The organism is Actinomadura verrucosospora, from assembly GCF_039540335.1.
Taxonomy (GTDB): domain Bacteria; phylum Actinomycetota; class Actinomycetes; order Streptosporangiales; family Streptosporangiaceae; genus Spirillospora; species Spirillospora verrucosospora.
Map to the genome: position 1 here is coordinate 142,973 of NZ_BAABEV010000014.1, position 20,143 is coordinate 163,115.

At 73.4% G+C, this 20,143-nt stretch carries 17 protein-coding genes; 10 read left to right on the forward strand and 7 right to left on the reverse strand.

Annotation, left to right across the window (positions count from 1 at the left end; all coding sequences use genetic code 11):
- The first annotated feature begins 66 nt into the window (after window positions 1-66).
- Window positions 67-1,182, forward strand: coding sequence for a glycoside hydrolase family 25 protein (locus tag ABD944_RS17900; RefSeq protein ID WP_345177850.1), 1,116 nt, complete (start codon window positions 67-69; stop codon window positions 1,180-1,182).
- A gap of 12 nt (window positions 1,183-1,194) precedes the next feature.
- Here the strand turns inward: ABD944_RS17900 and ABD944_RS17905 are convergent, their stop codons facing one another.
- From ABD944_RS17905 to ABD944_RS17935, 7 genes are all read right to left on the reverse strand, one after another.
- Window positions 1,195-1,755, reverse strand: a complete 561-nt coding sequence (locus tag ABD944_RS17905; protein ID WP_345177892.1) for a GNAT family N-acetyltransferase — start codon at window positions 1,753-1,755, stop codon at window positions 1,195-1,197.
- A gap of 116 nt (window positions 1,756-1,871) precedes the next feature.
- On the reverse strand, window positions 1,872-2,285 hold the full coding sequence (locus ABD944_RS17910) for a VOC family protein (protein WP_345177852.1): 414 nt from the start codon (window positions 2,283-2,285) through the stop codon (window positions 1,872-1,874).
- A complete protein-coding gene (locus ABD944_RS17915) occupies window positions 2,282-2,779 on the reverse strand; it encodes an SRPBCC family protein (protein ID WP_345177854.1) in 498 nt (165 codons plus the stop codon). Before ABD944_RS17915 ends, ABD944_RS17910 begins: the two co-directional genes overlap by 4 nt.
- Window positions 2,776-3,111, reverse strand: a complete 336-nt coding sequence (locus tag ABD944_RS17920; RefSeq protein ID WP_345177856.1) for an ArsR/SmtB family transcription factor — start codon at window positions 3,109-3,111, stop codon at window positions 2,776-2,778. The genes ABD944_RS17915 and ABD944_RS17920 overlap by 4 nt, the downstream gene beginning before the upstream one ends.
- 142 nt (window positions 3,112-3,253) lie before the next feature.
- A complete protein-coding gene (locus tag ABD944_RS17925; protein ID WP_345177858.1) occupies window positions 3,254-5,005 on the reverse strand; it encodes a phospholipase D family protein in 1,752 nt (583 codons plus the stop codon).
- Between the two features lie 324 nt (window positions 5,006-5,329).
- Window positions 5,330-5,767 carry a nuclear transport factor 2 family protein gene (locus ABD944_RS17930; protein ID WP_345177860.1) on the reverse strand — a complete coding sequence of 146 codons (438 nt, stop codon included), beginning with the start codon at window positions 5,765-5,767 and terminating at the stop codon, window positions 5,330-5,332.
- Between the two features lie 23 nt (window positions 5,768-5,790).
- Entirely contained in the window at window positions 5,791-6,660 is an 870-nt protein-coding gene (locus tag ABD944_RS17935; protein WP_345177862.1) for a TIGR03619 family F420-dependent LLM class oxidoreductase, read from the reverse strand.
- A gap of 84 nt (window positions 6,661-6,744) precedes the next feature.
- On the opposite strand from ABD944_RS17935, the gene ABD944_RS17940 reads away from it, so the two are divergent.
- The 9 genes from ABD944_RS17940 to ABD944_RS17980 all read left to right on the forward strand — a co-directional run.
- Complete coding sequence (locus ABD944_RS17940) at window positions 6,745-7,614, forward strand: SDR family NAD(P)-dependent oxidoreductase (protein WP_345177865.1); 870 nt, start codon at window positions 6,745-6,747, stop codon at window positions 7,612-7,614.
- 11 nt (window positions 7,615-7,625) lie between these two features.
- Window positions 7,626-8,576, forward strand: a complete 951-nt coding sequence (locus ABD944_RS17945; protein ID WP_345177866.1) for an EI24 domain-containing protein — start codon at window positions 7,626-7,628, stop codon at window positions 8,574-8,576.
- A 97-nt stretch (window positions 8,577-8,673) separates the two neighbouring features.
- A complete protein-coding gene (locus ABD944_RS17950) occupies window positions 8,674-9,942 on the forward strand; it encodes a flagellar basal body-associated FliL family protein (protein WP_345177868.1) in 1,269 nt (422 codons plus the stop codon).
- A gap of 66 nt (window positions 9,943-10,008) precedes the next feature.
- Window positions 10,009-12,141, forward strand: coding sequence for an acyl-CoA dehydrogenase family protein (locus ABD944_RS17955; protein ID WP_345177870.1), 2,133 nt, complete (start codon window positions 10,009-10,011; stop codon window positions 12,139-12,141).
- A gap of 30 nt (window positions 12,142-12,171) precedes the next feature.
- Window positions 12,172-13,896, forward strand: a complete 1,725-nt coding sequence (locus ABD944_RS17960) for an MmpA family trehalose lipid delivery protein (RefSeq protein WP_345177872.1) — start codon at window positions 12,172-12,174, stop codon at window positions 13,894-13,896.
- On the forward strand, window positions 13,896-14,027 hold the full coding sequence (locus tag ABD944_RS17965; protein WP_258942032.1) for a hypothetical protein: 132 nt from the start codon (window positions 13,896-13,898) through the stop codon (window positions 14,025-14,027). Before ABD944_RS17960 ends, ABD944_RS17965 begins: the two co-directional genes overlap by 1 nt.
- 13 nt (window positions 14,028-14,040) lie before the next feature.
- Window positions 14,041-14,943, forward strand: coding sequence for a glycosyltransferase (locus tag ABD944_RS17970; RefSeq protein WP_345177873.1), 903 nt, complete (start codon window positions 14,041-14,043; stop codon window positions 14,941-14,943).
- Window positions 14,940-16,124 (forward strand): glycosyltransferase family 4 protein, encoded by a 1,185-nt coding sequence (locus ABD944_RS17975; protein WP_345177875.1) that lies wholly within the window; start codon window positions 14,940-14,942, stop codon window positions 16,122-16,124. The genes ABD944_RS17970 and ABD944_RS17975 overlap by 4 nt, the downstream gene beginning before the upstream one ends.
- Window positions 16,125-16,158: 34 nt before the next feature.
- Window positions 16,159-20,143, forward strand: a 3,985-nt coding sequence (locus ABD944_RS17980) for an alpha-(1->3)-arabinofuranosyltransferase domain-containing protein (protein WP_345177876.1), incomplete at its 3' end; no start/stop codon positions are given.

Consider the following 20,143-nt stretch of genomic DNA (forward strand, 5'->3'; position numbering starts at 1 on the left):
AGAGTAAGTTCCTCATGGTGTCGCATCGGGTTCCGTCCGCGATGCGGGGCCGGGGGAGGAGCCGTCGTGCTGTACGGGGTCGATGTGGCGAGTTACGAGGGCAGGCCGGACTGGCGGCGAGTCCACGCCTCGGGAATCCGGTTCGGGTTCTCCAAGGTCAGCGAATCGACCACCTACGTGAATCCGACGTGGAGCCACAACCGCTCGGCGATGCTCGCGCTGGGCGCCGACTTCGTACCGGGCGGCTACCACTTCCTCCACGGGGGCGACGGGGCCGCGCAGGCCCGCTACTTCCTGGACAGGGCCGGTGACGTGTCCCGCCTCGCCCTCGCACTCGACGTCGAGGCGTCCGGCGCGGACGCGCCCACCGCCAGGGCGTGGGTGGCCGAGGTGAAGCGCCGCACCGGCGGGCATCCCGTCATCGGCTACTTCCCGCGGTGGTACTGGGAGCAGCACGGCCGGCCCGACCTCAGCTTCTTCGACACGATCTGGCAGTCGCGGTACGTGTCGGGCTCCGGCTCCCCGGCCGCCCTCTACCAGAAGGTTCCCGCCTCGTTCTGGATGCCGTACGGCGGAGAGCCGATGTCGATCCTGCAGTACTCGTCCAGCGGCTCGGTACCGGGCATCACGGGCCACTGCGACGTCAACGCCTTCCGCGGCTCGCTCGCGGAACTGAAGGCGCTGGCCCTCGGGTCACACGAGGAGGACGAAGTGCCCATCCGCAGCAGCTACGGCAAGACCAGGCCCCAGGTTCTGGCGTGGGGGCAGTTCACTGTCCTCAACTGGGACGTCACCCACGCCGACCCGGCCAACTCCCACTCGGAACCGGACAAGGACCATCCCGACGGATATCCCGGCTACGTGGCTCCGCTCTCCACGTGGGCGGACATCACCGCCGTCGTCGGCGTCGAGGGAATGGGCCTCGGCGACGAGTACCAGATGCGGTTCGAGGTCCACGACTGGAAGAACGGCCAGTCGGCCGGGGTCTGGTCCGAAACCCGTGCCGACGCCCTGGCCACCAGCGGCGCCCAGTACGTCACCGGCGCCATGCCCAAGGGCCTCGGCAAGGGCCAGCACGTGTACGTCGCGATCGCCGTGTTCCCCTCCGGAGGCGACCCCGGAAGCCGCCCGGCGCCCCGCGCGACGTCAGGCCGCTGGACCATCGCCCAGGACCGCAGCTGACCGGGAGCGGCTCTAGGGCGCCTGTTCGGATGCTCGCCACTCCGGGGCGAGCACTGACCAGACCTCTATGTCCTGCCGTTCGCCGCGGTAGAGGTAGCTTTCCCGCAGGGTGCCGTCCTTGGTCATCCCGAGCCGCTTCGCCACCGAGATGCTGGGCTGGTTGGCGGCCGAGACGCGCCATTCCACCCGGTGGATGCCGCGCTCCTCGACGGCCCAGTCGATGATGGCGCGCACCGCCCTCGTCACCAGTCCCCTGCCCGCCGCCGACGGCTCCAGCCAGCAGCCGGCCTCGGCGGTGCCCTGGTCGACGTCCATCGTCACGAAGAGGACGCCGCCCACCAGCCGTCCGTCGGCCCAGATCCCGTAGATGCGCCCCCTGTCGGCTGCGGCTTTGTCCGCGTACGCCTGCAGGTGCGCGCGGCTGGATTCCAGGTCCGTGACGCGGTCCGGGAGCCCGACGTGCCGGCCGATGAACTCCCGTCCCCGGTCGATGTGGGCCAGGAACTCGTCGGCCTGCCACGGTTCGAGGGGCCGCAGCTCCGCGCCGTCGTCGCCCAGGGACACCGCGTACATCCACGCCTCCACGGTCATAACCAGCACAGACTGCCGTGGATCCTCTCACGACCCGGCGCTCGGCCCCCATGCGCCCACGACGTCCCCCGACGCTGCGCTGCGGCCTGGCGAATCATTCAGGGGCGCCAAGGCATGTGCTGGAGGGTCCAGGTGTTGCCGTCCGGGTCGGCGAAGCGGGCGTAGAAGACGCCGCCCATGTCCTCCACCGGCTCCACGTGGGCGCCGCGCTCGATGAGGTCGGACCGGGACTGCTCGATGTCGCTGACGACCAGGTGCAGGCCGCGCTGCGTCCCGACCGGCATGTCCATTCCCGGCAGGCCCTCCGTCAGCGCGATCGAGCAGGCCGAGCCCGGAGGGGTGAGCTGGACGTAGCGGACGCCGTCCGCGGGTCGTACGTCGACGTCGGCGTTGAAGCCGAGACCGGTGTAGAAGTCCTTGGCCCGGTCGATGTCATCGACGGGTACCGGGACGAGTTCGAGCAGGAGCATTCCGGGGCGCACGGGCAGCACCGGGCTTGGGGACTCGGTCATGGGCGGTGTCCTTTCGAGAGCAGGTCGTCGAGTCGGTCGTAGGACTCGCCCGCACCGCGCCGCATCGGGCTGCGGAGCACGCTGTCGCGCGTCGCGCGGGTGGGGTAGCGAACGGTGATGTTCATGGCGGTGCGGCCGTCCCGCTCGTCGAAGACGGTGGTGACCAGGGCCTCGCCGGCCTCCCAGCCGTCGCGGATCTCGCTCTGCACCAGCCGCGCGGGCGCGTCCACCTCGAGGAAGACGCCGCCGTAGCCCATCTCGGCGCCGCCCGGGCCGTGCGAGACGAAGCGCCAGGCGCCGCCGGGACGCAGGTCGATCTCGCAGACGGCGAGCCGCCAGCCGCGGGCGCCGTGCCACTGCCTGAGCAGTTCCGGACGGGTGAACGCGTCGAACACCCGCCGCCGGGGCGCGTCGAAGGTCCTGCTGAGCAGGATCTCGGTGTCGGACGGCGTGCTGACCGCGAGGCCCGGCCCGCGGGGCCGCCAGACGGTCACGAGCCGTCCCGCTCTTCGAGCCGGGCGAGCAGCTCGTCGAGTTGCCGGTAGCTCTCCTCCCAGTACTCGCGGAAGTCGGCGAGCCAGTCCAGGGCCTCCCGGAGGGGCCGGGCCTCAAGCCGGCACGGCCGCCGCTGCGCATCCCGGCCGCGCGAGACCAGCCCGGCGCGTTCGAGTACGCGCAGGTGCTTGGACACGGCGGGCTGACTCATGGCGAACGGCGCGGCGAGCTCGCCCACCGACGCATCGCCCTGGGTGAGGCGGGTCAGGATCGCCCGCCTGGTCGGGTCGGCCAGCGCGGCGAACGTCGTGTCCAGAGTACGGGTGTCCACAAGAGAAACCTTCCGGTTCTATAACCAGAAGGTTTCTATCCATGGACGCCGCGGCCTGTCAAGCGTGGAGCCGTGAGAGGGGCATGCCGGGGCCGGGGGCGTCCGTGTGCCGGACGCCCCCGGCCCCGCCGCGCGGCGACGCTCAGAAGGTCATGCGCGAGTCGGCGTCCTCGCGGTCGTGCTGCTCCTGCGAGTACGGTTCGGTCACCGGCATCGGCAGCTGGAAGCTCTTGAGCCCGGGCAGCAGCTTGACGTGGGACGGGAGCGCGCCGCCCCAGCTCTCGGACCACAGGGACAGCGCGTTGCCGAGGTCGAGGAGCTCGTCGTAGCCCGGCTGGACGGCGCCGGCCATCAGCATCTCCGACGGCAGGGTCATCCCGCAGTACTTGGCCCACAGGTCGCGGCGCAGGCGGCGGACGAGGCCGGTCTCCGTGGCGTCCAGGACGGCGACGGACAGCTCGGTGTCGGTGTAGAGGCTGCGCCGCATCGCGTTCGCCGACCCCACGATGCAGAAGACGTCGTCGATGATCGTCGCCTTGCAGTGCACGGCCGTGCCGGGCCAGCCGTACACCTCCAGGCCCTGGAGGCCGCTGCGGCTGCCCAGCAGGAGCTGCGGGACGTTCGGAATCAGGTGCTTGTTGACCGCCTCGGGCATGTCCCCGCTCGGCGGGTTCGTGGGATCGCCGCCGTGCAGCAGGATCACCTTGAGGTCCGGTTTCTGCAGCAGCCGGGCGTTGATCCAGTCCATGATCTCTTCGCTGCTGAAGGCCTGGTCGGCGATGAAGATGTACTTCTCGGCCCCGCCGATCGCCTTCTGCAGCGCCACCTTGAATTCGAAGAGGCCGTCGGGCGCGAAACTGATCGGCGCCTTTCTGAAGCCGACGCCGGCGGTGATGAGGGCCCGCACCACCGAGCTCTTGCCGTAGAGCCAGGCGGGGCCGGACGAGGAGAACCGCATCTGCGGGACGGTCCGGAGCACCTGGACATGGGCGCCGGTGCCGTTGCCGCGCGGCGGTTCCGGCGGGTCGGGGACCGCCGTGGCCGTCTTGAGCCGCGATTCGATCGGATGGCGGTCGACCACGAAGTTCTCGGCGGGCAGCTTGAGGTTCTCGGCCCACATCTGCTGGAAGAACCGGTGGATCGCGGCGGCCGCGGGACCGGTGACCCGCACCGCGAGGTCGTGCCAGGCCGGGGCAGTCCGGTTCATGACCGGGTCGATGCCGCCCGTGAAGGCGCGGGTGGACGTGTGGTCGCCGGCCACCACCAGCTTGCAGTGCACCGCGCCCAGCGGGTGCGCTGTCAGGTTGACCATCACCTTGCCTGCGCCCTGCTCGCCGAAGCGGCTGCGCATCTCCGCGACGCTGAGCAGGGTCTGCGCGTTCACGATGCGGATCCCGCCGAACTCGGGGACGTCGTACCGGGCGGCGAACGGCGACACCCAGGCGAGGATCCGCACGTCGGCGCCGGACTTGTGAAGCTCCTCCAGGCGCCGGGAGAGCAGTGCGCCGCTCGGGAGCGTCAGCGGCGGGTACTCCGCGCCGACCCGGACCGGCCGGGTGTAGTCCTTCAGCACCGGGAACTGCTGGACGATGGTGCCGGCGAGTTCTCCGAACGCCTGGACCTCGGTGTCGGCCGGCAGTCTGCTCAGGCCGAGCCACCACGCCGTCAGGTACAGGTACCGGCCGTTCGCGGTGGACGCGCGCAGGGCCTCGATCTCGTCTTCCAGCGCCTTGAAGTACGCCACTCCGTTGATGAAGTGGTCGACGGTGTTCCCGGAAAGGTCACCGAGAAAGTTCTGTTGCGGCGCGTACTGCCCGTCACCCCACTCCGGCCGGTCGGTCTCGCGCGCCAGGTACCTGCCGATCAGAGACTGCGGTTTCGATGAAGGATTCATCCCCGCCCCTTCTCCCCGGCATCCCGCCGAGGGCGTGCCCTGACGATAGGACCGCGGAACTGCCCGCCAGAATTAACGAAAAGGTGATATCTAATGCCATAACTGGCCGGATTGGGACACGTACTGTGTGCGATGGTGTCTGGTCGGGGGGCCAGGCTGGCTTGCCGGCACCGCAAGGAAGGCGCGCTTTTGTGGCGATGCGGACCGAAGTGCTTTCGGCGGCAGCAGGCCTCGCGCCGATGGTGGCGGTTGGGCAGGCGGCTCCGCGACGGTCGGGAGGGCGGCGCTGACCGCGTGGCTCCCCCCGGGCCGGGCTTCGTCAGGTCACGGCGTCGTGAGGGTGGCCATGGCGCGGTCGGGCTCCCAGTGGGCGCGCAGGGACGTGATCCTTCCTGCGCCGTCCACCGTGTAGACGAGGACGCAGTCGATGGTCATCGTGGCGCCGTCGGGCGTCGTGGTCGTGATCGTCGCGACGTTGGCGCAGCAGGGGCCGTTGGCGAAGGAGTCGGCGACGCGGAAACGGAAGCCGGCGATCGTGGAGATGAAGGAGTTCCAGAAGTTCTCGATGCCGTCCGGGCCCCGGTGGCCCGCGCCCTCGGGATCGAGGAAGGAGGGGCCGACCGGGTCCTCGATGAGGGCGTCCGGGGCGAACAGGGACAGCCAGTCGTCCTTGCGGCCCTCGGCGACGGCGGTCATGGAGGCGCGGGCGGCGCGGCGGGCCGGGTGGTCGGCGTCGGGGGCGTCCCAGGCGATGGCATCCACTGTAACGTGTTCTCGTTTCGGGATCAGGAGGCGGTCTTGGCGATGACGGTCTCGGCGAACCGTTCGAGGTTCTCGATCTTCTTGGCCAGCGGCTCGGTGTCGGGCCCCTCGGCGTAGGGCATCCGGAAGCCGACGATCACGTCGGTGACGCCCTTGTCCTCCAGCCGCCTCACCCCGTCGGGCGTGTAGGCGTCCATCGAGATGACGTGCACCTCGAAGGGATCGCCCGCCTTGCCCTCCGCCTCGCGGATCCGGTCCAGCCGGGCGAGCAGGCCGTCCAGGTCGTCGCCGCCGCCCGCGTGCATCCAGCCGTCCCCGCGCACGACGGCGCGGCGCAGCGCGGCCTCGCTGTGCCCGCCGACCAGGATCGGGAAGGGCCGCGCCGGGCAGATCTTGACGGCCGGGACGTCGAAGTGCTCGCCGTGGTACTCGAAGTACCCGCCGGCGCTCAGCCCCCGCACGATGTCGATGGCCTCGTCCATCCGCCTGCCGCGCCGTTCCCACGGGACGCCCATCACCTCGAAGTCCTCGCGCCAGGGGCTGAGCCCGACGCCGAGGGCGAGCCGCCCGCCGGTCAGGCACGCGACCGACGTCGCCTGCTTCGCCACCAGGACGGGGGGACGCACCGGGAGCTTCAGCACGAACGGCGTGAACCGCAGCCGGGAGGTCACCGCCCCCATGGCCGCGATCAGCGTGAACGTCTCGATGAAGGGCTTGTCCTCCAGGAACTCCCGGCTGCCGTCGGCGGTGTACGGATACACCGAGTCCGACTCCTTCGGGTACACCAGCGAGTCGGCGACCGACATGCTCGTGTACCCGGCCTCCTCGGCGGCCCTGGCCAGCGGCAGGTAGAACGACGGGTCCGTCATGGCCTCGGCGTAGGTGAACCTCATGCGGAAATAGTAGAACGTGTTCCACTTCGGTGCCAGGGGCGCCGCGCTGTTGCCCGGGGGTGCGCGGGGTGGTTCGGTGGGGGCATGGAGCGCAGGATCGCGATCGTCACCGGGGGGACCTCCGGGATCGGGAAGGAGATCGCGCGGGGGCTGGCCCGGGCGGGGATGCTGGTGGGGATCGTCTGCCGGAACGAGCTGCGCGCCGCCGCGACGGTGGAGGAGCTGACGGCGGACGTGCCGGGCGCGCGGGTCGAGACGTTCATCGGCGACCTTTCGGTGCAGATGGACGTCCGGCGGGTCGCGGCGTCGCTGGAGGAGCGGTTCGACCGGCTGGACGTGCTGGTCGACAACGCGGGCGTCTACCTGCTGCGGGCCAAGGTCAGCGCGGACGGGTACGACCGCGTGATCGCGACGAACCACCTGGGGCCGTTCCTGCTGACGAACCTGCTGCTGGGCCTGCTGGAGAAGGGCGCGCCGTCCCGGGTGGTGGTCATGGCGTCGGAGGCGCACCGGTTCTCGGACCGGCTCGACGTCGAGCGGATGGCCGAGCCCGTGTCCTACGGTCCGTCCGGGGCGCTGCGCGTGTACGGGCGGTCGAAGCTGCTCAACATCCTGTTCGCGCAGGAACTGGCCAGGCGGATGGAGGGCAGCGGCGTCACCGCGAACGCGGTCTCCCCGGGGTTCGTCGCCACGAGCCTTGGAAGGGACGTCCGCGGCACCGAGCGCGTCCTGGCCCTGTTCTCCCACACCCCGGTGATGCGGACCCCCGCGCAGGGGGCGCGGATGGCTCTGCGGCTCGCGCTGGACGAGGAGTTCGAGGGGCGCAGCGGCGGCTACTACAGCTCGACGCCGGGCGCCGGAAGGCTGCCGACGGTCGAGGCCTTGAAGGATTCGGAGCTGCGGCGCGCGGTTTGGGGCCGTTCTGTCCGTCTTGTGGGGCTGCCCGCCCTATAGGGTCAGGGTGCGTGAGCCAACCGTACGGACCGCCTGACCGACCCGGTGCCTGGAGCGGCCCGCCGCAGCCGGGCCCCCAGCCGGGCCCGCGGCCGAGCCCCCAGCCGAGCCCCCGAGCGGGCTTCCAGCCGAGCCCTCAGCAGCCCCACCCTCCGCAGCAGCCGGGTCCGCCGCCGCGGCCGTCCGCCTTCAAGGACTTCTTCAACGGCGTCGGCTACCTGCTGCGCGGCATCGGATGGGTGGCGCGGCACCCGGCCCAGTGGCTGTTCGGGCTGATCCCCGCGCTGATCGTCCTGGCGGTCTACGTCGCGGCGCTGGTCTTCCTGGCGTACCGGATCGACGACCTGGCCGGATGGGTGACGGGCTTCGCCGACGGCTGGTCCGACGCGGCACGCTCGTCGGCGCGCGTCGTGGCCGGGATCGCCCTGTACGGGGCGGCCCTGTTCCTCGCGGTCATCACGTTCACGGCGGTGACGCTGCTGGTGGGCGACCCGTTCTACGAGGCCATCGCGGTCCGGGTGGAGGAGTCGCAGGGCGGCGCGCCGCCGGAGCCGGACGTCCCGCTGCTGGTCCAGATCGGGCGGGCGGTCAAGGACGCGCTGATCCTCGGGGCCGTGGCGCTGGCGTTCGCGGTCGTGTTCTTCGCGTGCGGGTTCCTGCCGGTGGTGGGGCAGACGGTCGTCCCGGTGGTCGCGGCGCTGGTGTCGGGCTACTTCCTCGCGGGCGAGCTGACGTCGATCGCGCTGGAGCGGCGCGGGCTGCGGCGCCGGGACCGGTTCGCGCGGCTGAAGACCCGCCGCCCGCTCGCCGTCGGGTTCGGCGCGGCGACCTTTGTGGTGTTTCTCATCCCGTTCGGCGCGGTGCTCGCGATGCCCGGCGCGGTGGCCGGCGGGACGCTGCTGGCGAGGGAGCGCCTGGCCGACGACCCGGTGGCCGAGGCGGGCCTGACGAGTCCCGCGTGAGCGCCCGGGCCGCCGCCACCGAGGCGATGAGAAGATGTGTCCTGAGCGTGATGACCGGCCGGAACGGCACGAGTGATCTTGGCGTAACGTGTGCCGCATGTCCGATCAGGGGGAGCGCAGTGTGCGCTGGACCGAAATGAGCGAGAGCGAGCCGCGGGACGGCGCGGAGGGCGCGACCGGGCCGCAGGCGGCCTTCCCCGAGCCGAAGGTGCCGGAGGTGCCGGTGCCCCCGCCGACGGGCCGCACCGACTTCTCCGCGTCCGGCGAGGGCGCCGGAGCGCACGACGTCTGGGGCAAGGTCGAGACCGGGCGCCGGGAGTCCGCCGTGCGCGAGGAGCCCGACCCCGAGGACGTCAAGGTGGCGCCCGTGGTCGAGGAGAAGCCCGCCGAGGAGGCGCCCCAGTGGGAGGGCTCGCTCTTCGAGGAGGGCGACGGCGACGGCGGCGGCGACGACAGGTACGTCCCGGCGGTCCCCACCGGGTCCGGGCAGCCGGCCAAGCCCGGCAAGCCGAGCAGCGGCAACTGGCAGATGCCCGACTGGATGGCCGACGAGGACGCCGCGGACGCCAAGCTCGGCGGCTCGCCGAGGCCGCAGCGCGACGTCCTGGACGAGCGCGGCGGCCGGTCCCGGCTCGTGCTGTTCGGCGGGATCGGCCTGCTGGTGGTCGCGCTCCTCGCGGCCGGCGGCGCCTACTTCTTGAAGAGCGGCGACGACGAGCCGGCCGAGCCCGCCGACCCGCCTGGCAACGCCGACCGGCGGGCCGCGGCGGAGCAGTCCGAGGCGGCGCAGGTGGAGATGCCGCCGGACAAGCGCCTCGCGACGTTCCCCGGGAAGCCGAGCCGGATGCTCGGGCGGGTCAACGACGTCCACTCCGGGCTGTCGTACCCGCGGCTGGCCGCCCCCTGGCAGGTGCCCACCAAGAAGAACAAGCTGGGCACGCCGGGATGGTCGGGGCAGCAGATCCTCCTGACCGAGCGGCACGCCGGGCGGTTCTGGTACGGGCAGCTCCTCACCGGCACGCTGATCCCGTCCCTGCAGAGCGCCTACCAGGGGCCGGACAGCGTGAAGACCGTGGCCGGGCTGGCCGCGAAGGGCTACGAGGCGCAGTACTACGCGTTCCCCCACAAGACGGCCCCGCTCGCGTCGCAGGCGCTGAACGTGGGCGGGCGCAAGGGCTGGCTGGTCGCCTCCTACCTCACCTACAAGCGGTCCGGGGTGCGCGCGACGGGCGAGATCGTCGTCATGGCGGTGGTCGACACCGGCCGGAAGGCGCCGGCGGTGGTGTTCGCGTCGATGCCGAACACGAACCGCAAGCAGTGGCCGGACGTCAACCAGTTCCTCGGGCAGCTCAAGCTCGCCTCCTGACCGATCGCTCCTGACAACCGAATCCCGTTCTAATACGCTGGGGCCACTCCTGCGAAAGGTGTGGCCATGGCCATCGGGCTGACCGAGGAACACGAGGCGCTCGCGGCGGCGGTGCGCGGCTTCGCCGAACGGGCCGTCACGCGCGAGGCCGTCCGGGACGCGGACGCGGGCTTCTGGCCCGCGCTCGCCGGGCAGGGTCTGCTCGGCCTGCACCTGCCCGAGGACGTCGGCGGCGAGGGATTCGGGATCCTGGAGCAGGCCGTCGCCCTGGAGGAACTGGGCCGCGTCCTGGCTCCCGGCCCGTACGCGCCGACCGTGCTGGCGTCCGCGATCCTGCACGCGGCCGGGGCGGACGTGCGCGGCCTCGTCGAGGGGGCGCGGAAGGCGGCGGTCGGGCTTTCGGGCGGCCTCACGACGAACGGCTCCACCGTCTCCGGGACGGTCCAACCGGTGCTGGGCGCGCCCTTGGCCGATGTCTTCGTGCTCCCCGCCGGAGACCGCTGGGCCGTTCTGGATCGGGACGACGTCACCGTCGAGCCGCTGGAGTCTCTGGATATCACCCGGCCGGTGGGATCGGTCACGGTCGGGGGCGTGTCCCTTCCGGACGACCGCCTCATCAGCGGCGTGGACGTGCCCGCCCTCGCCGCCGTCCTTCTGGGCGCCGAGGCGTGCGGTGTGGCGGGACGTGCCCTGGACGACGCCGTCGCGTACGCGAAACTGCGTGAGCAGTTCGGCCGTCCGATCGGCCAGTTCCAAGGCGTCAAGCACAAGTGCGCGCGGATGCTCATCGCGGTCGAGCGCGCCAGGGCGGCGGTATGGGACGCCGCACGCGCCCTGGACGAGCCGGAAGACCAGCGCGCCTACGCCGCCGGGGTGGCGGCCGTCCTGGCGGCGGACGCCGCCGTCACCTGCGCGGAAGGCAACATCCAGGTCCACGGAGGCGTCGGCTACACCTATGAGCACGACGCCCACCTCCTCTACCGTCGGGCCCTTACCCTCCGCGCGCTCCTCGGGCGGGCGAGCGCGCACCGCGCGGAGGTCGCCGCGCTCGCGGTCGGGGGCGTCCGGCGCCCGATGAGCATCGAGCTGGCGGAGGACGCGGCGCCGGTCCGCGAGGAGATCCGCGCCCGCGTCGCCGAGCTGGCCGCGATGGAGCCGCTCGAACAGCGGGCGGCGATGGCCGAGGGCGGCTGGGTGACGCCGCACCTGCCGAAGCCGTGGGGGCGGGACGCGGGGCCCCTCGAACAGATCGTGATCCAGCAGGAGCTCGGGGCGGCGAAGGTGCGCCCGGTGCCGCTGATGATCGCGGCGTGGGTCGTCCCCTCGCTGGTCCGGTACGGGACGGCGGAGCAGCGGGAGCGCTTCCTCCCGCCGACGCTGCGCGGCGAGATCATCTGGTGCCAGCTGTTCTCCGAGCCGGAGGCGGGCTCCGACCTCGCCGGGCTGCGGACCCGCGCCGAGCGCGCCGAGGGCGGCTGGACGATCACCGGGCAGAAGATCTGGACGTCGCTGGCCCGCGAGGCGCGGTGGGCGATCTGCGTCGCGCGCACCGATCCGGACCGTCCCAAGCACGACGGGATCACCTACTTCCTCGTCGACATGGAGTCGCCCGGCATCGAGGTCCGCCCGCTGCGCGAGTGCACCGGCGACGCCGTGTTCAACGAGGTGTTCCTCGACGGGGTGTTCGTGCCGGACGACCTCGTCGTCGGCCCGGTCAACGAGGGCTGGCGCGTGGCCCGCACGACGCTGGCGAACGAGCGGGTCGGCCTGACCAGCAGCTTCCAGCTCGGCGGCGACCTGCCCAAGCTGCTCGACCTCGCGGCCGGGCTCGGCTTGGACGGCGATCCGCTCGTCCGCGACGGGATCGGGCGGCTCGCCTGCGACGAGCACGCGTTCAACCTGCTCGGGCTGCGCGCCACGCTCAAGCGGCTCTCGGGCACCGACCCGGGCGCGACGGCGAACGTCCGCAAGCTGGTGGCGATGGAGCACGGCCAGCAGGTCACCGAGTTCGGGTTCACGCTCCTCGGCGAGGAGGGCGCCCTGACCGGCGGGCGCCGCGCCCCCCTGCGCGCCCGCTGGACCCGCTACCTGCTCGCCTCGCGGGCGATGACGATCGGCGGCGGCACCACCGAGGTCAACCTGAACGTGATCGGCGAGCGGATCCTCGGCCTGCCCCGGGACCCCGAGCCGGTCGGGTAGCGTCCAGGCTCACATGCGGGAGCGGACTGCTTGACCGACCGGACGCGGCACCTGGTGGCCGCCCTCACCGGCCTCGGGCTCGGGCTCGCGGCACTGGGGCCGGGGCTCGCGCCCGGCTTCGTGCTGTCCTACGACATGGTGTTCGTGCCCGACCCGGCGTTCACCCGCCTGACGTTCGGGCTGACAGGGGTCGTGCCCCGGCACGTGCCGAGCGACGCGTTCGTCACCGCGCTCGCCGCGATCGTCCCGGCGGACGCGGTGCAGAAGCTCGTCCTGCTGGCCGTCTTCGTGATGGCGTGCACGTCGGCGGCGTCGCTGGTCCCCTCGTCCCGGCTGCTGCCGCGCCTGGCCGCCGGCGTCTGCTACGCCTGGAACCCGTTCGTCGCCGAACGCCTGCTGCTCGGACAGTGGGCCCTCCTCCTCGGCTACGCGGCCCTGCCTTGGGTGGTGGTGGCGGCCGCGCGGACGGACGAGCCCGGCGGTGGCCGCCGCCTCATCCGCGCCCTGCTCCCCGCGGCGATCGGCGGCTTCGCGGCGCTGGCGGTCTCCGCCATGACGGCTCTGGCCGTCGCTCTCGTGACCCCGTCGGGGGCGGGCCGCCCGCGTGAGGGGCTTCGCGCCGGCCTGCGGGTCGCGGCGGCCGCGGCCGTGCTCAGCCTGCCCTGGCTGGTGCCGGGGGCGCTGCGTCCCGCGGGCCTGCCCGGGGACGGGACGGCCGTCGGCCTGTTCGCGGCCAGGGCGGACACCCCGTTCGGGACGCTCGGCAGCCTGCTCCTGCTCGGCGGGGTGTGGAACGGCGAGACGGTGCCGAGCGGCTACGGGGCGCCGGTCACCGCGACGATCTGGCTGGTCGTGGTGGTGGTCGCGCTGGCCGCCTATGGGAGATGGTGCAGGGAGCCCGGCTGGCGGCGGGGCGCGGCCGTCGCGGCGGCGGTCGGGTTCGCCGTCGCTGCCTTTGGAGCGGTGGCGGCGCCCGTCCTCGAAGGCGTCATCGGCCTGTGGCCGGGGTTCGCCGTCCTCCGGGACGGGCAGCAGTTCGCGGCCCCGCTCGCCGTCGTGGTCGCCGTGGGGCTGGGGACGGCCGCCGACCGGGCGGCCGAGGCCCGGTGGCCGGGAGTGGCCGCCGCGGCGACGGCGGCCCCGGTCCTCCTGCTGCCGACGCTGGCCTGGGGCGCGGCGGGCGATTTGCGGGCCGTCCGATACCCGGACGACTGGGCGCGCGCACGGCAGATCATCGACGGGGACCCCGCCTCGGGGGACGTGTTGGTCCTGCCCTGGGCGTCCTACCGGAGCTACCCGTGGAACCACGGCCGCCGGGTGCTCGACCCGATGCCCCGCTACCTGCACCGCCGCGTCATCGTGGACGACGCCGTCACGGTCGGCGGGACGACCGTCGCCCCCGAGGATCCGAGGGCGGTCGAGCTCGCGCCCGCCGCGCGGACCGGAACCCCGCCCGTGACCACGTTGCGTGACAGGGGAGTACGGTACGTCGTCGTGGACGCCGAGCCGGGGGCCCACCGTCCCTCGGGCGCGGCCACGGAGGTCCTGCGAGGGCCTGACCTGGTCGTCTACCGGATCGACGGGGTCGCGGACGGGGTCCGCGACTCGGCCCCGCTCGCGCCCGTGGTGGCCGCGTGGGTGCTGACGGGTCTCGCCGTTTTCTGGTCAATCACGCCCTCAAGGACTACTCTGAGCTTCCCGTTACTCGGCGGTATCACGCCTCGCAGACCCGACCCCCGACGAAGGACCCCCTGATGCGCATCGCCATCGCCGCAATCGTCGGCGTCCTGCTGGCCTCCGGAGCCTCGTTCGGCGCCGTCCAGCTCGCAAGCGCCTCCCAGAAGGACCCCGTCATCAAGCCGCTGTACAACTACGGCTCCCGGTGACGTGTAGGCCCTGATGGGGACCAGGCGTGACCGGCCCGCACTTCTGGAGATCGTCGTTCCCGCCTTCAACGAGGCCGACCGGCTTCCGGCGGGACTGGATCTGCTGTGCGGCAAGCTCGCGGGCCTCGCGGCGCGGGCCGAGGTCATCGTCGTCGACAACGCCAGCACCGACGGGACGGCCGGCATCGTCGAGTCCTGGGACGGGCCGGTCCCCGTCCGGCTGGTGCGCTGCGAGCGCCGGGGGAAGGGAGCGGCGGTCCGCGCCGGACTGCTCGCGACGCGGGCCCCTTACGTGGGCTTCATGGACGCCGATATGGCAACAGACCTCGCCGCGCTGGACGAAGCCATCGTCCTGCTGCGCGAGGGCCGCCCGGTCGTGGTCGGGTCAAGGCGCCACGGTCGGTCGGTCGTCCAGGGGTACGCGCTGCCCGTCAGGCGCCTCGGCGCCATCACCTTCAACCGGATCGTCCGCGACCTCGTGGGCGGCATCCCCGACACCCAGTGCGGGTTCAAGTTCTTCTACGGCCCCCTCGGAAGGGCCGCCGCTAAGGACCTGCGCACGTCGGGCTTCTCGTTCGACGTCGAACTCCTCGCCCACTGCGTGCGGCGCGGAGCGTCCGTGACGGACATCCCGGTGGTCTGGCGTGACCGTCCGGGATCGACGTTCTCGGTCCGGCGGCATTCGCTGCAATGCCTGCTCGACCTGGCCCGGATCCGCGCGCGCGCCGGAGTCCGGCTGCCTCTCATACCGGTGAGGCCGAACCTCCCGGTCGTGCCGCTGCGGGCGGTGCTCGGTGAGCCGAGCCCGGTGCCGGTCGCCCTGTCGGAACCCATCGCCCTGTCGAGTCCGGTCGCCCTGTCGCACGCGGCCGCACTGGCTGAGAACGTTCCCGCGTCGCGCGCGAAGACGGGATGAGCGAGAAGCTGCGGCTGGCGGTCGTCAACTGGAGGGATCCCTGGCATCCCGCCGCAGGCGGCGCCGAACGCTACGCATGGGAACTGGCGCGCAGGTTCGCCGGTGAAGGAGCCCGCGTCCATTACGTGACGAGCAGGGCGCAGGGGCAGAGGCGCAGGGAACGCGTCGAGGACGTGGAGTTCGTACGTCTCGGCGGCCGTTTCACCGTCTATCCCTTGGTCCTGTTGTGGATGCTGGGTTTCCGCCTCAGACGGCGGCGCTTCGACGCCGTCGTCGACTGCCAGAACGGCATCCCTTTCTTCACGCCGTGGGTCATGCCGCGCCGGGTCCCGGTGTTCTGCGTCGTCCACCATGTGCACGACGCTCAGTTCGGTCTGTACTTCCCCAGATGGCTCGCGTGGGTCGGCCAGGTCCTGGAGGGGCCGGTGAGCCGCTGGACTTACCGGCGGCACGCGTTCGTCGTCGTCTCGCCGTCCACGGAGCGCGCTGTCAAGGAGCGGCTGGGCTGGAGCGGTCCGACCTACGTCGTCCCCAACGGAACGGTGGTCGCCGAGCCCGACGGCGCGGTCCCGGAGCCCGCAGGGAACCCGGATCTCGTCTGCGTGACCCGGCTCGTCCCGCACAAGCGGCTCCCTCTCCTTCTCGACCTCGCCGGCGACCTCGCCGAGACCCATCCCGGGCTGAAGCTCCACATCGTCGGAGACGGCCCCGAGGCGCCCACCCTCGCGACCGAGATCAGAGCCCGCGGCCTGGAGAAGGTCGTCATCGCCCACGGCTACGTCGCCGAGAACGTGAAGGCGGCCCTGGTCGCTCGCGCCGACCTGCATCTCAGCACGTCCCAGGGCGAAGGCTGGGGCCTCAGCGTCATCGAGGCCGCCGCGTTCGGCGTCCCCACCGTCGCGCACGACGTGGACGGCCTGCGCGACGCCGTCCGCGACGGGGCCACCGGATGGCTCGTCCGCGAGGGCGACGACCAGGCCGACGTCGTCCGGCGCGCCCTCAAGGACCTCGCCGACCGCGCGGAGCGTGATCGCATCGCCACGGAATGTCAGAGGCGGGCGGCAGAGTTCGACTGGGCGCGCACCGCCGCCCGGATGCGGGACCTCGTCGCCGCCGCCGTCCGGGCCCGCGAGGCCGGTGCGCGAGGCGACCGAAGGTACGGTGACGGGCACCCTGGCTGACGCCCGGGAGAGCAGAGAGGGGCAGAGGGCGAGCATGGCGGTGGGAGAGGCGAATCCGCCCCGCGCCGGCGCGTCCCGCCGACCCGTGCCGGACGGTCCGGACGTCGCGGGCCGGGTGCGGGAGCGGCTGCGCGTCCTCGCGTGCTGCCTAGCGCTGACCGCGCTCGCCTTCGGCGCCCGCCCCGGCGCGATCCTGGCCGACACCAAGATCGACATGGCGGTGAACCCGCTCGGGTTCCTCGGCCGCGCCCTGCACCTGTGGGACCCCGAGCAGTTCGGCCAGCTCCAGAACCAGGCCGTCGGCTACCTGTTCCCGATGGGCCCCTTCTTCGCGCTCGGCGACCTGGCCGGAATGCCCGCGTGGATCACCCAGCGGTTCTGGCTGGCGCTGCTGATGTGCCTGGCGTTCACCGGCACCTGGCGCCTCGCGGGGCGCCTCGGCTTCGGCGCCGGCGGCGACGGGCAGGGCGCCCGCCTGTTCGCGGCGATGGCCTACGCGCTCGCCCCGAACGGGCTGGCCACGCTCGGGCAGATCTCCTCGGAGTACCTGCCGGTCGCGATGCTGCCCTGGATCGTCCTGCCGCTGGCCGGCGCGGCGGCCGGGGAGACGGGGCGGCTCAGGGCGGCGGCGAGGTCGGGCCTGGCGATCGCCTGCTGCGGCGGCATCAACGCGACCGCGACCGTCGCCGTGCTGGTCGTCCCGGTCGCGTACGTGGTGACGCGGCCGCGCGGATCGTTCCGGGCGCGGATGCTCGCGTGGTGGTCGGCGGCGGCGGGCGCGGCCGTGGCCTGGTGGCTCGCCCCCCTCCTGCTCACCGGAACCTACGGCTTCTCCTGGCTGACCTACACCGAGAAGGCGCGGACCACGGCCGGGCCGACCGGCCTGATCAACGTCCTGCGCGGCGCGGAGCGCTGGGTCAACTACCTGATCGTGGACGGGCAGGTCTGGTGGCCGGTCGGGCACGGCCTGTCCCTCGGCCCCGTGGCGATCGTCTGCACGGGCCTCGCCGCCGCGATCGGGCTCGCCGGGCTGCTGAGCCGGCTGCTGCCCGAGCGGACGTTCCTGCTGCTCACGCTGCTCGCCGGGCTGGCGATCCTGTCGATGGGCCACCTCAGCGGCCTGCCGGGTCCGTTCGCCGAGCAACTCCGCGACCTGCTCGACGGCCCGCTCGCCCCGCTGCGCAACCTGCACAAGTTCGACGCGGTCGTCCGGCTGCCGCTCGCGCTCGGCCTCGCCCACGCGCTCGTCGCCGCGGCCCGCCGCACGGCGGGCCACGTGCGCGGCCGGGGGGCCGGGCCGGCGTCCGGCCCGGCGCTGAGATCGCTGCTCAGCCTGCCGGTGGCCGCCGCCGTCGCGCTCGGCGGCATCGGCGTCACGGCCGCCTCGCAGGGCCTGTCCGGGCCGGGCGAGTTCACGGAGGTGCCCCGGTACTGGCGGGACGCCGCGGCATGGATCAACGCGCGGGCCGGGCGGCAGGGGGTGCTGGCCGTCCCGGGCGCGCCGTTCGGCGAGTACCTGTGGGGCCGCCCCATGGACGACATCGTCCAGCCGCTGCTGTCGGCGCGGTGGGGCGTCCGGCAGCTCGTCCCGGCCGGGTCGCCCGGGTACACGCGCGCGCTCGACGCGATCGACCAGCAGGTCCGGTCCGGGCAGGGGTCGCCCGGCCTGAGCGCCTTCCTCGGCCGGATGGGTGTCCGGTACGTCCTGGTGCGCAATGACCTGCGGCGCGAGTCGCTGCGGGGCGCCTGGCCCGCCCGCCTCCACCAGGCGCTCGGCGACTCTCCCGGGATGCGGAGGGCCGCCGCGTTCGGCGGGCCCGTCGGCGGGGACGCCGACGACGCGGTGACCGCCGTCGACCAGAAGTACCCGGCGCTGGAGGTCTACGAGGTCGCCGGCGCCGCGGGCGTGGCGACCCTCGCCGACGCCGCGGACCCCGTCCGCGTGTACGGGGGGCCGGAGTCGCTGCTGCCCATGGCCGACGGCGGCACGCTGCCGGACGGGCCCGTCCTGCTGGACGACGACGCCGCCGACCTCGGGGGCGCCCCGGTCGTGACCGACTCGCCCCGCCTGCTGCGCCGCAACTTCGGCGAGCTGCACCAGACGTCTCCGACGCTGACCGCCGCCCGCGAGGGAGAGGCCGCCGACGTCCTCGACACGGGCTGGAGGCGCTACGCGACCCACGTGACGTACGGCGGCGGCGTCCGCGACGTCACGGCGTCCACCTCGGCGGCGGGCGACGACGCCGTCCCGCAGGCGCGCGAGCCCGAGGCGACCCCGTTCGCGGCGCTCGACGGCGACCAGTTCACCGCCTGGAAGACGGGCGGCTGGAACGGGCCGGTCGGGCAGTGGCTCCGCGTCGACTTCGACCGGCCCCGCGAGGTGCCGAGCCTCACCGCCGCGTTCCTCCAGGACGGGTCCCTCGGCCCCGCCGTCTCGCGCGTCGCCGTCGAGACCGAGAACGGGACGGTGCGGCAGGACGTCCAGAAGATCGTGACCGGGCAGCCCCTCCGCGCGCCCGGCGGCCCGACCCGCTGGCTGCGGCTGCGGATCCTCGGGCTGGCCTCCGAGCCGCTCGTCCCGGGTTTCGCCCGCGCGGGCGTGGCGGAGCTGTCGATCGGCGGGGTGCGGCCCGCCCGCACTTTCACGATGCCCGCGCCCGCCGGCCTCGCCGGGCCCGCGACGTACGTGATGAGCCGGGCGCAGGGCGCCGCGGGGGAGTGCGTGAAGGGCAGCCGCCGCTGGGTGTGCTCGCCGTCCCTCGGGTCCGGCGACGAGGAGGAGGCGGGGTTCGACCGGACGTTCACCGCCGCCGCCGCGGGCCGGGCCGCCGTCACCGGCACGGCCGTGCTCACCGACCGGCGGCTCGTCGAGCGGTTCACCGCCGTCCGGGGGCAGCCGGCCGTCGCCGCGAGCTCGGTCCTGGCCGACCACCCCGCCGATCAGCCGAGGGCGGGCTTCGACGGCGACCCCGGGACGGCTTGGATCGCGGGGGAGCGGGACGAGGCGCCCACGTACACCGTCCGGTGGAAGGGCCGCAAGCGGCTGGCGTCCGTCACCGTCACCCGTCCGCCCTCTGCCTCCGGGCCGATGCGCGTCCGGGTCGAGGGGGCGAACGGCCAGACCCGCGAAGGGCTGTCCGACGCCCAGGGCAGGCTGGCGTTCGCCCCGATGACGACCGACCGGGTCACGTTCACCTTCTTCCGGGAGAGCCAGGCCCAGCCCGTCCAGGTGACCGACCTCGTCATTCCCGGCGTCAAGCCGATCCCCGACGTCCGCGCCGTCCCGCTGCGGCTGCCGTGCGGGTACGGCCCGAAACTGCGGATCGGCGGCGCCGCCGTCCAGACCAAGGCGACCGGCACGCTCGGCGACCTGCTCGCGGGCCGGCCGCTGCGGTTCAGCGCGTGCACCCCCGCCGCGCTCCAGGCGGGCCGGAACCGGCTGGCGTCCGCGCCGTTCGACCCCTACCGCCTCGACACGGTGACGGTCGGGGCGAAGCCCCGCGCCGCCGCGTCGGCCCGGCCGCCGCAGCAGGTCAAGGTGCTCGAATGGGGCTCCAGCACGCGCAGGCTGGAGGTGGACGCCGCCACCGCCTCCTTCCTCACGGTGAACGAGAACTTCAACACCGGTTGGCGCGCGACCGTCGGCGGCGCCGAACTGCGAGCCGTCCGCCTCGACGGCTGGAAGCAGGGCTGGGTCGTCCCGAAGGGGACCAGCGGCGTCGTCGAGCTGGCCTACGCCCCCGACCGGGCGCAGCGGACCGCCGTCGTCGCGGGCCTCGTCCTGCTGCTCGGCCTGCTGGTGATCGCCGTCTGGCCGTCCGGGCGGGGCCGGCGCGGCCCGGAGCCCCGCGCCCTTGTCGCCGGGACGGGCTGGCCCGCGTGGGCGGCGGTCGCCCTCGCCGCCGCCCTCGGCGGCGGGATCGCCGGGCTGCCCGGCCTCGCCGTCACGGCCGCGGTCGCCGCCGCCTGCGGCTGGGCCCGCACCCGCCGCTCCGCCGTGCCGCGCGCCCTGGCGTCGC

Coding starts and splice junctions, on each gene's coding strand:
- ABD944_RS17905 (WP_345177892.1), bottom strand. CDS start 1,755: ATGTACGCGGTGTCCCTGGGCGACGACGGCGCGGAGCTGCGGCCCCTC.
- ABD944_RS17910 (WP_345177852.1), bottom strand. CDS start 2,285: ATGACCGAGTCCCCAAGCCCGGTGCTGCCCGTGCGCCCCGGAATGCTC.
- ABD944_RS17925 (WP_345177858.1), bottom strand. CDS start 5,005: ATGAATCCTTCATCGAAACCGCAGTCTCTGATCGGCAGGTACCTGGCG.
- ABD944_RS17935 (WP_345177862.1), bottom strand. CDS start 6,660: ATGAGGTTCACCTACGCCGAGGCCATGACGGACCCGTCGTTCTACCTG.
- ABD944_RS17940 (WP_345177865.1), top strand. CDS start 6,745: ATGGAGCGCAGGATCGCGATCGTCACCGGGGGGACCTCCGGGATCGGG.
- ABD944_RS17950 (WP_345177868.1), top strand. CDS start 8,674: ATGTCCGATCAGGGGGAGCGCAGTGTGCGCTGGACCGAAATGAGCGAG.
- ABD944_RS17955 (WP_345177870.1), top strand. CDS start 10,009: ATGGCCATCGGGCTGACCGAGGAACACGAGGCGCTCGCGGCGGCGGTG.
- ABD944_RS17965 (WP_258942032.1), top strand. CDS start 13,896: ATGCGCATCGCCATCGCCGCAATCGTCGGCGTCCTGCTGGCCTCCGGA.
- ABD944_RS17970 (WP_345177873.1), top strand. CDS start 14,041: ATGGGGACCAGGCGTGACCGGCCCGCACTTCTGGAGATCGTCGTTCCC.
- ABD944_RS17975 (WP_345177875.1), top strand. CDS start 14,940: ATGAGCGAGAAGCTGCGGCTGGCGGTCGTCAACTGGAGGGATCCCTGG.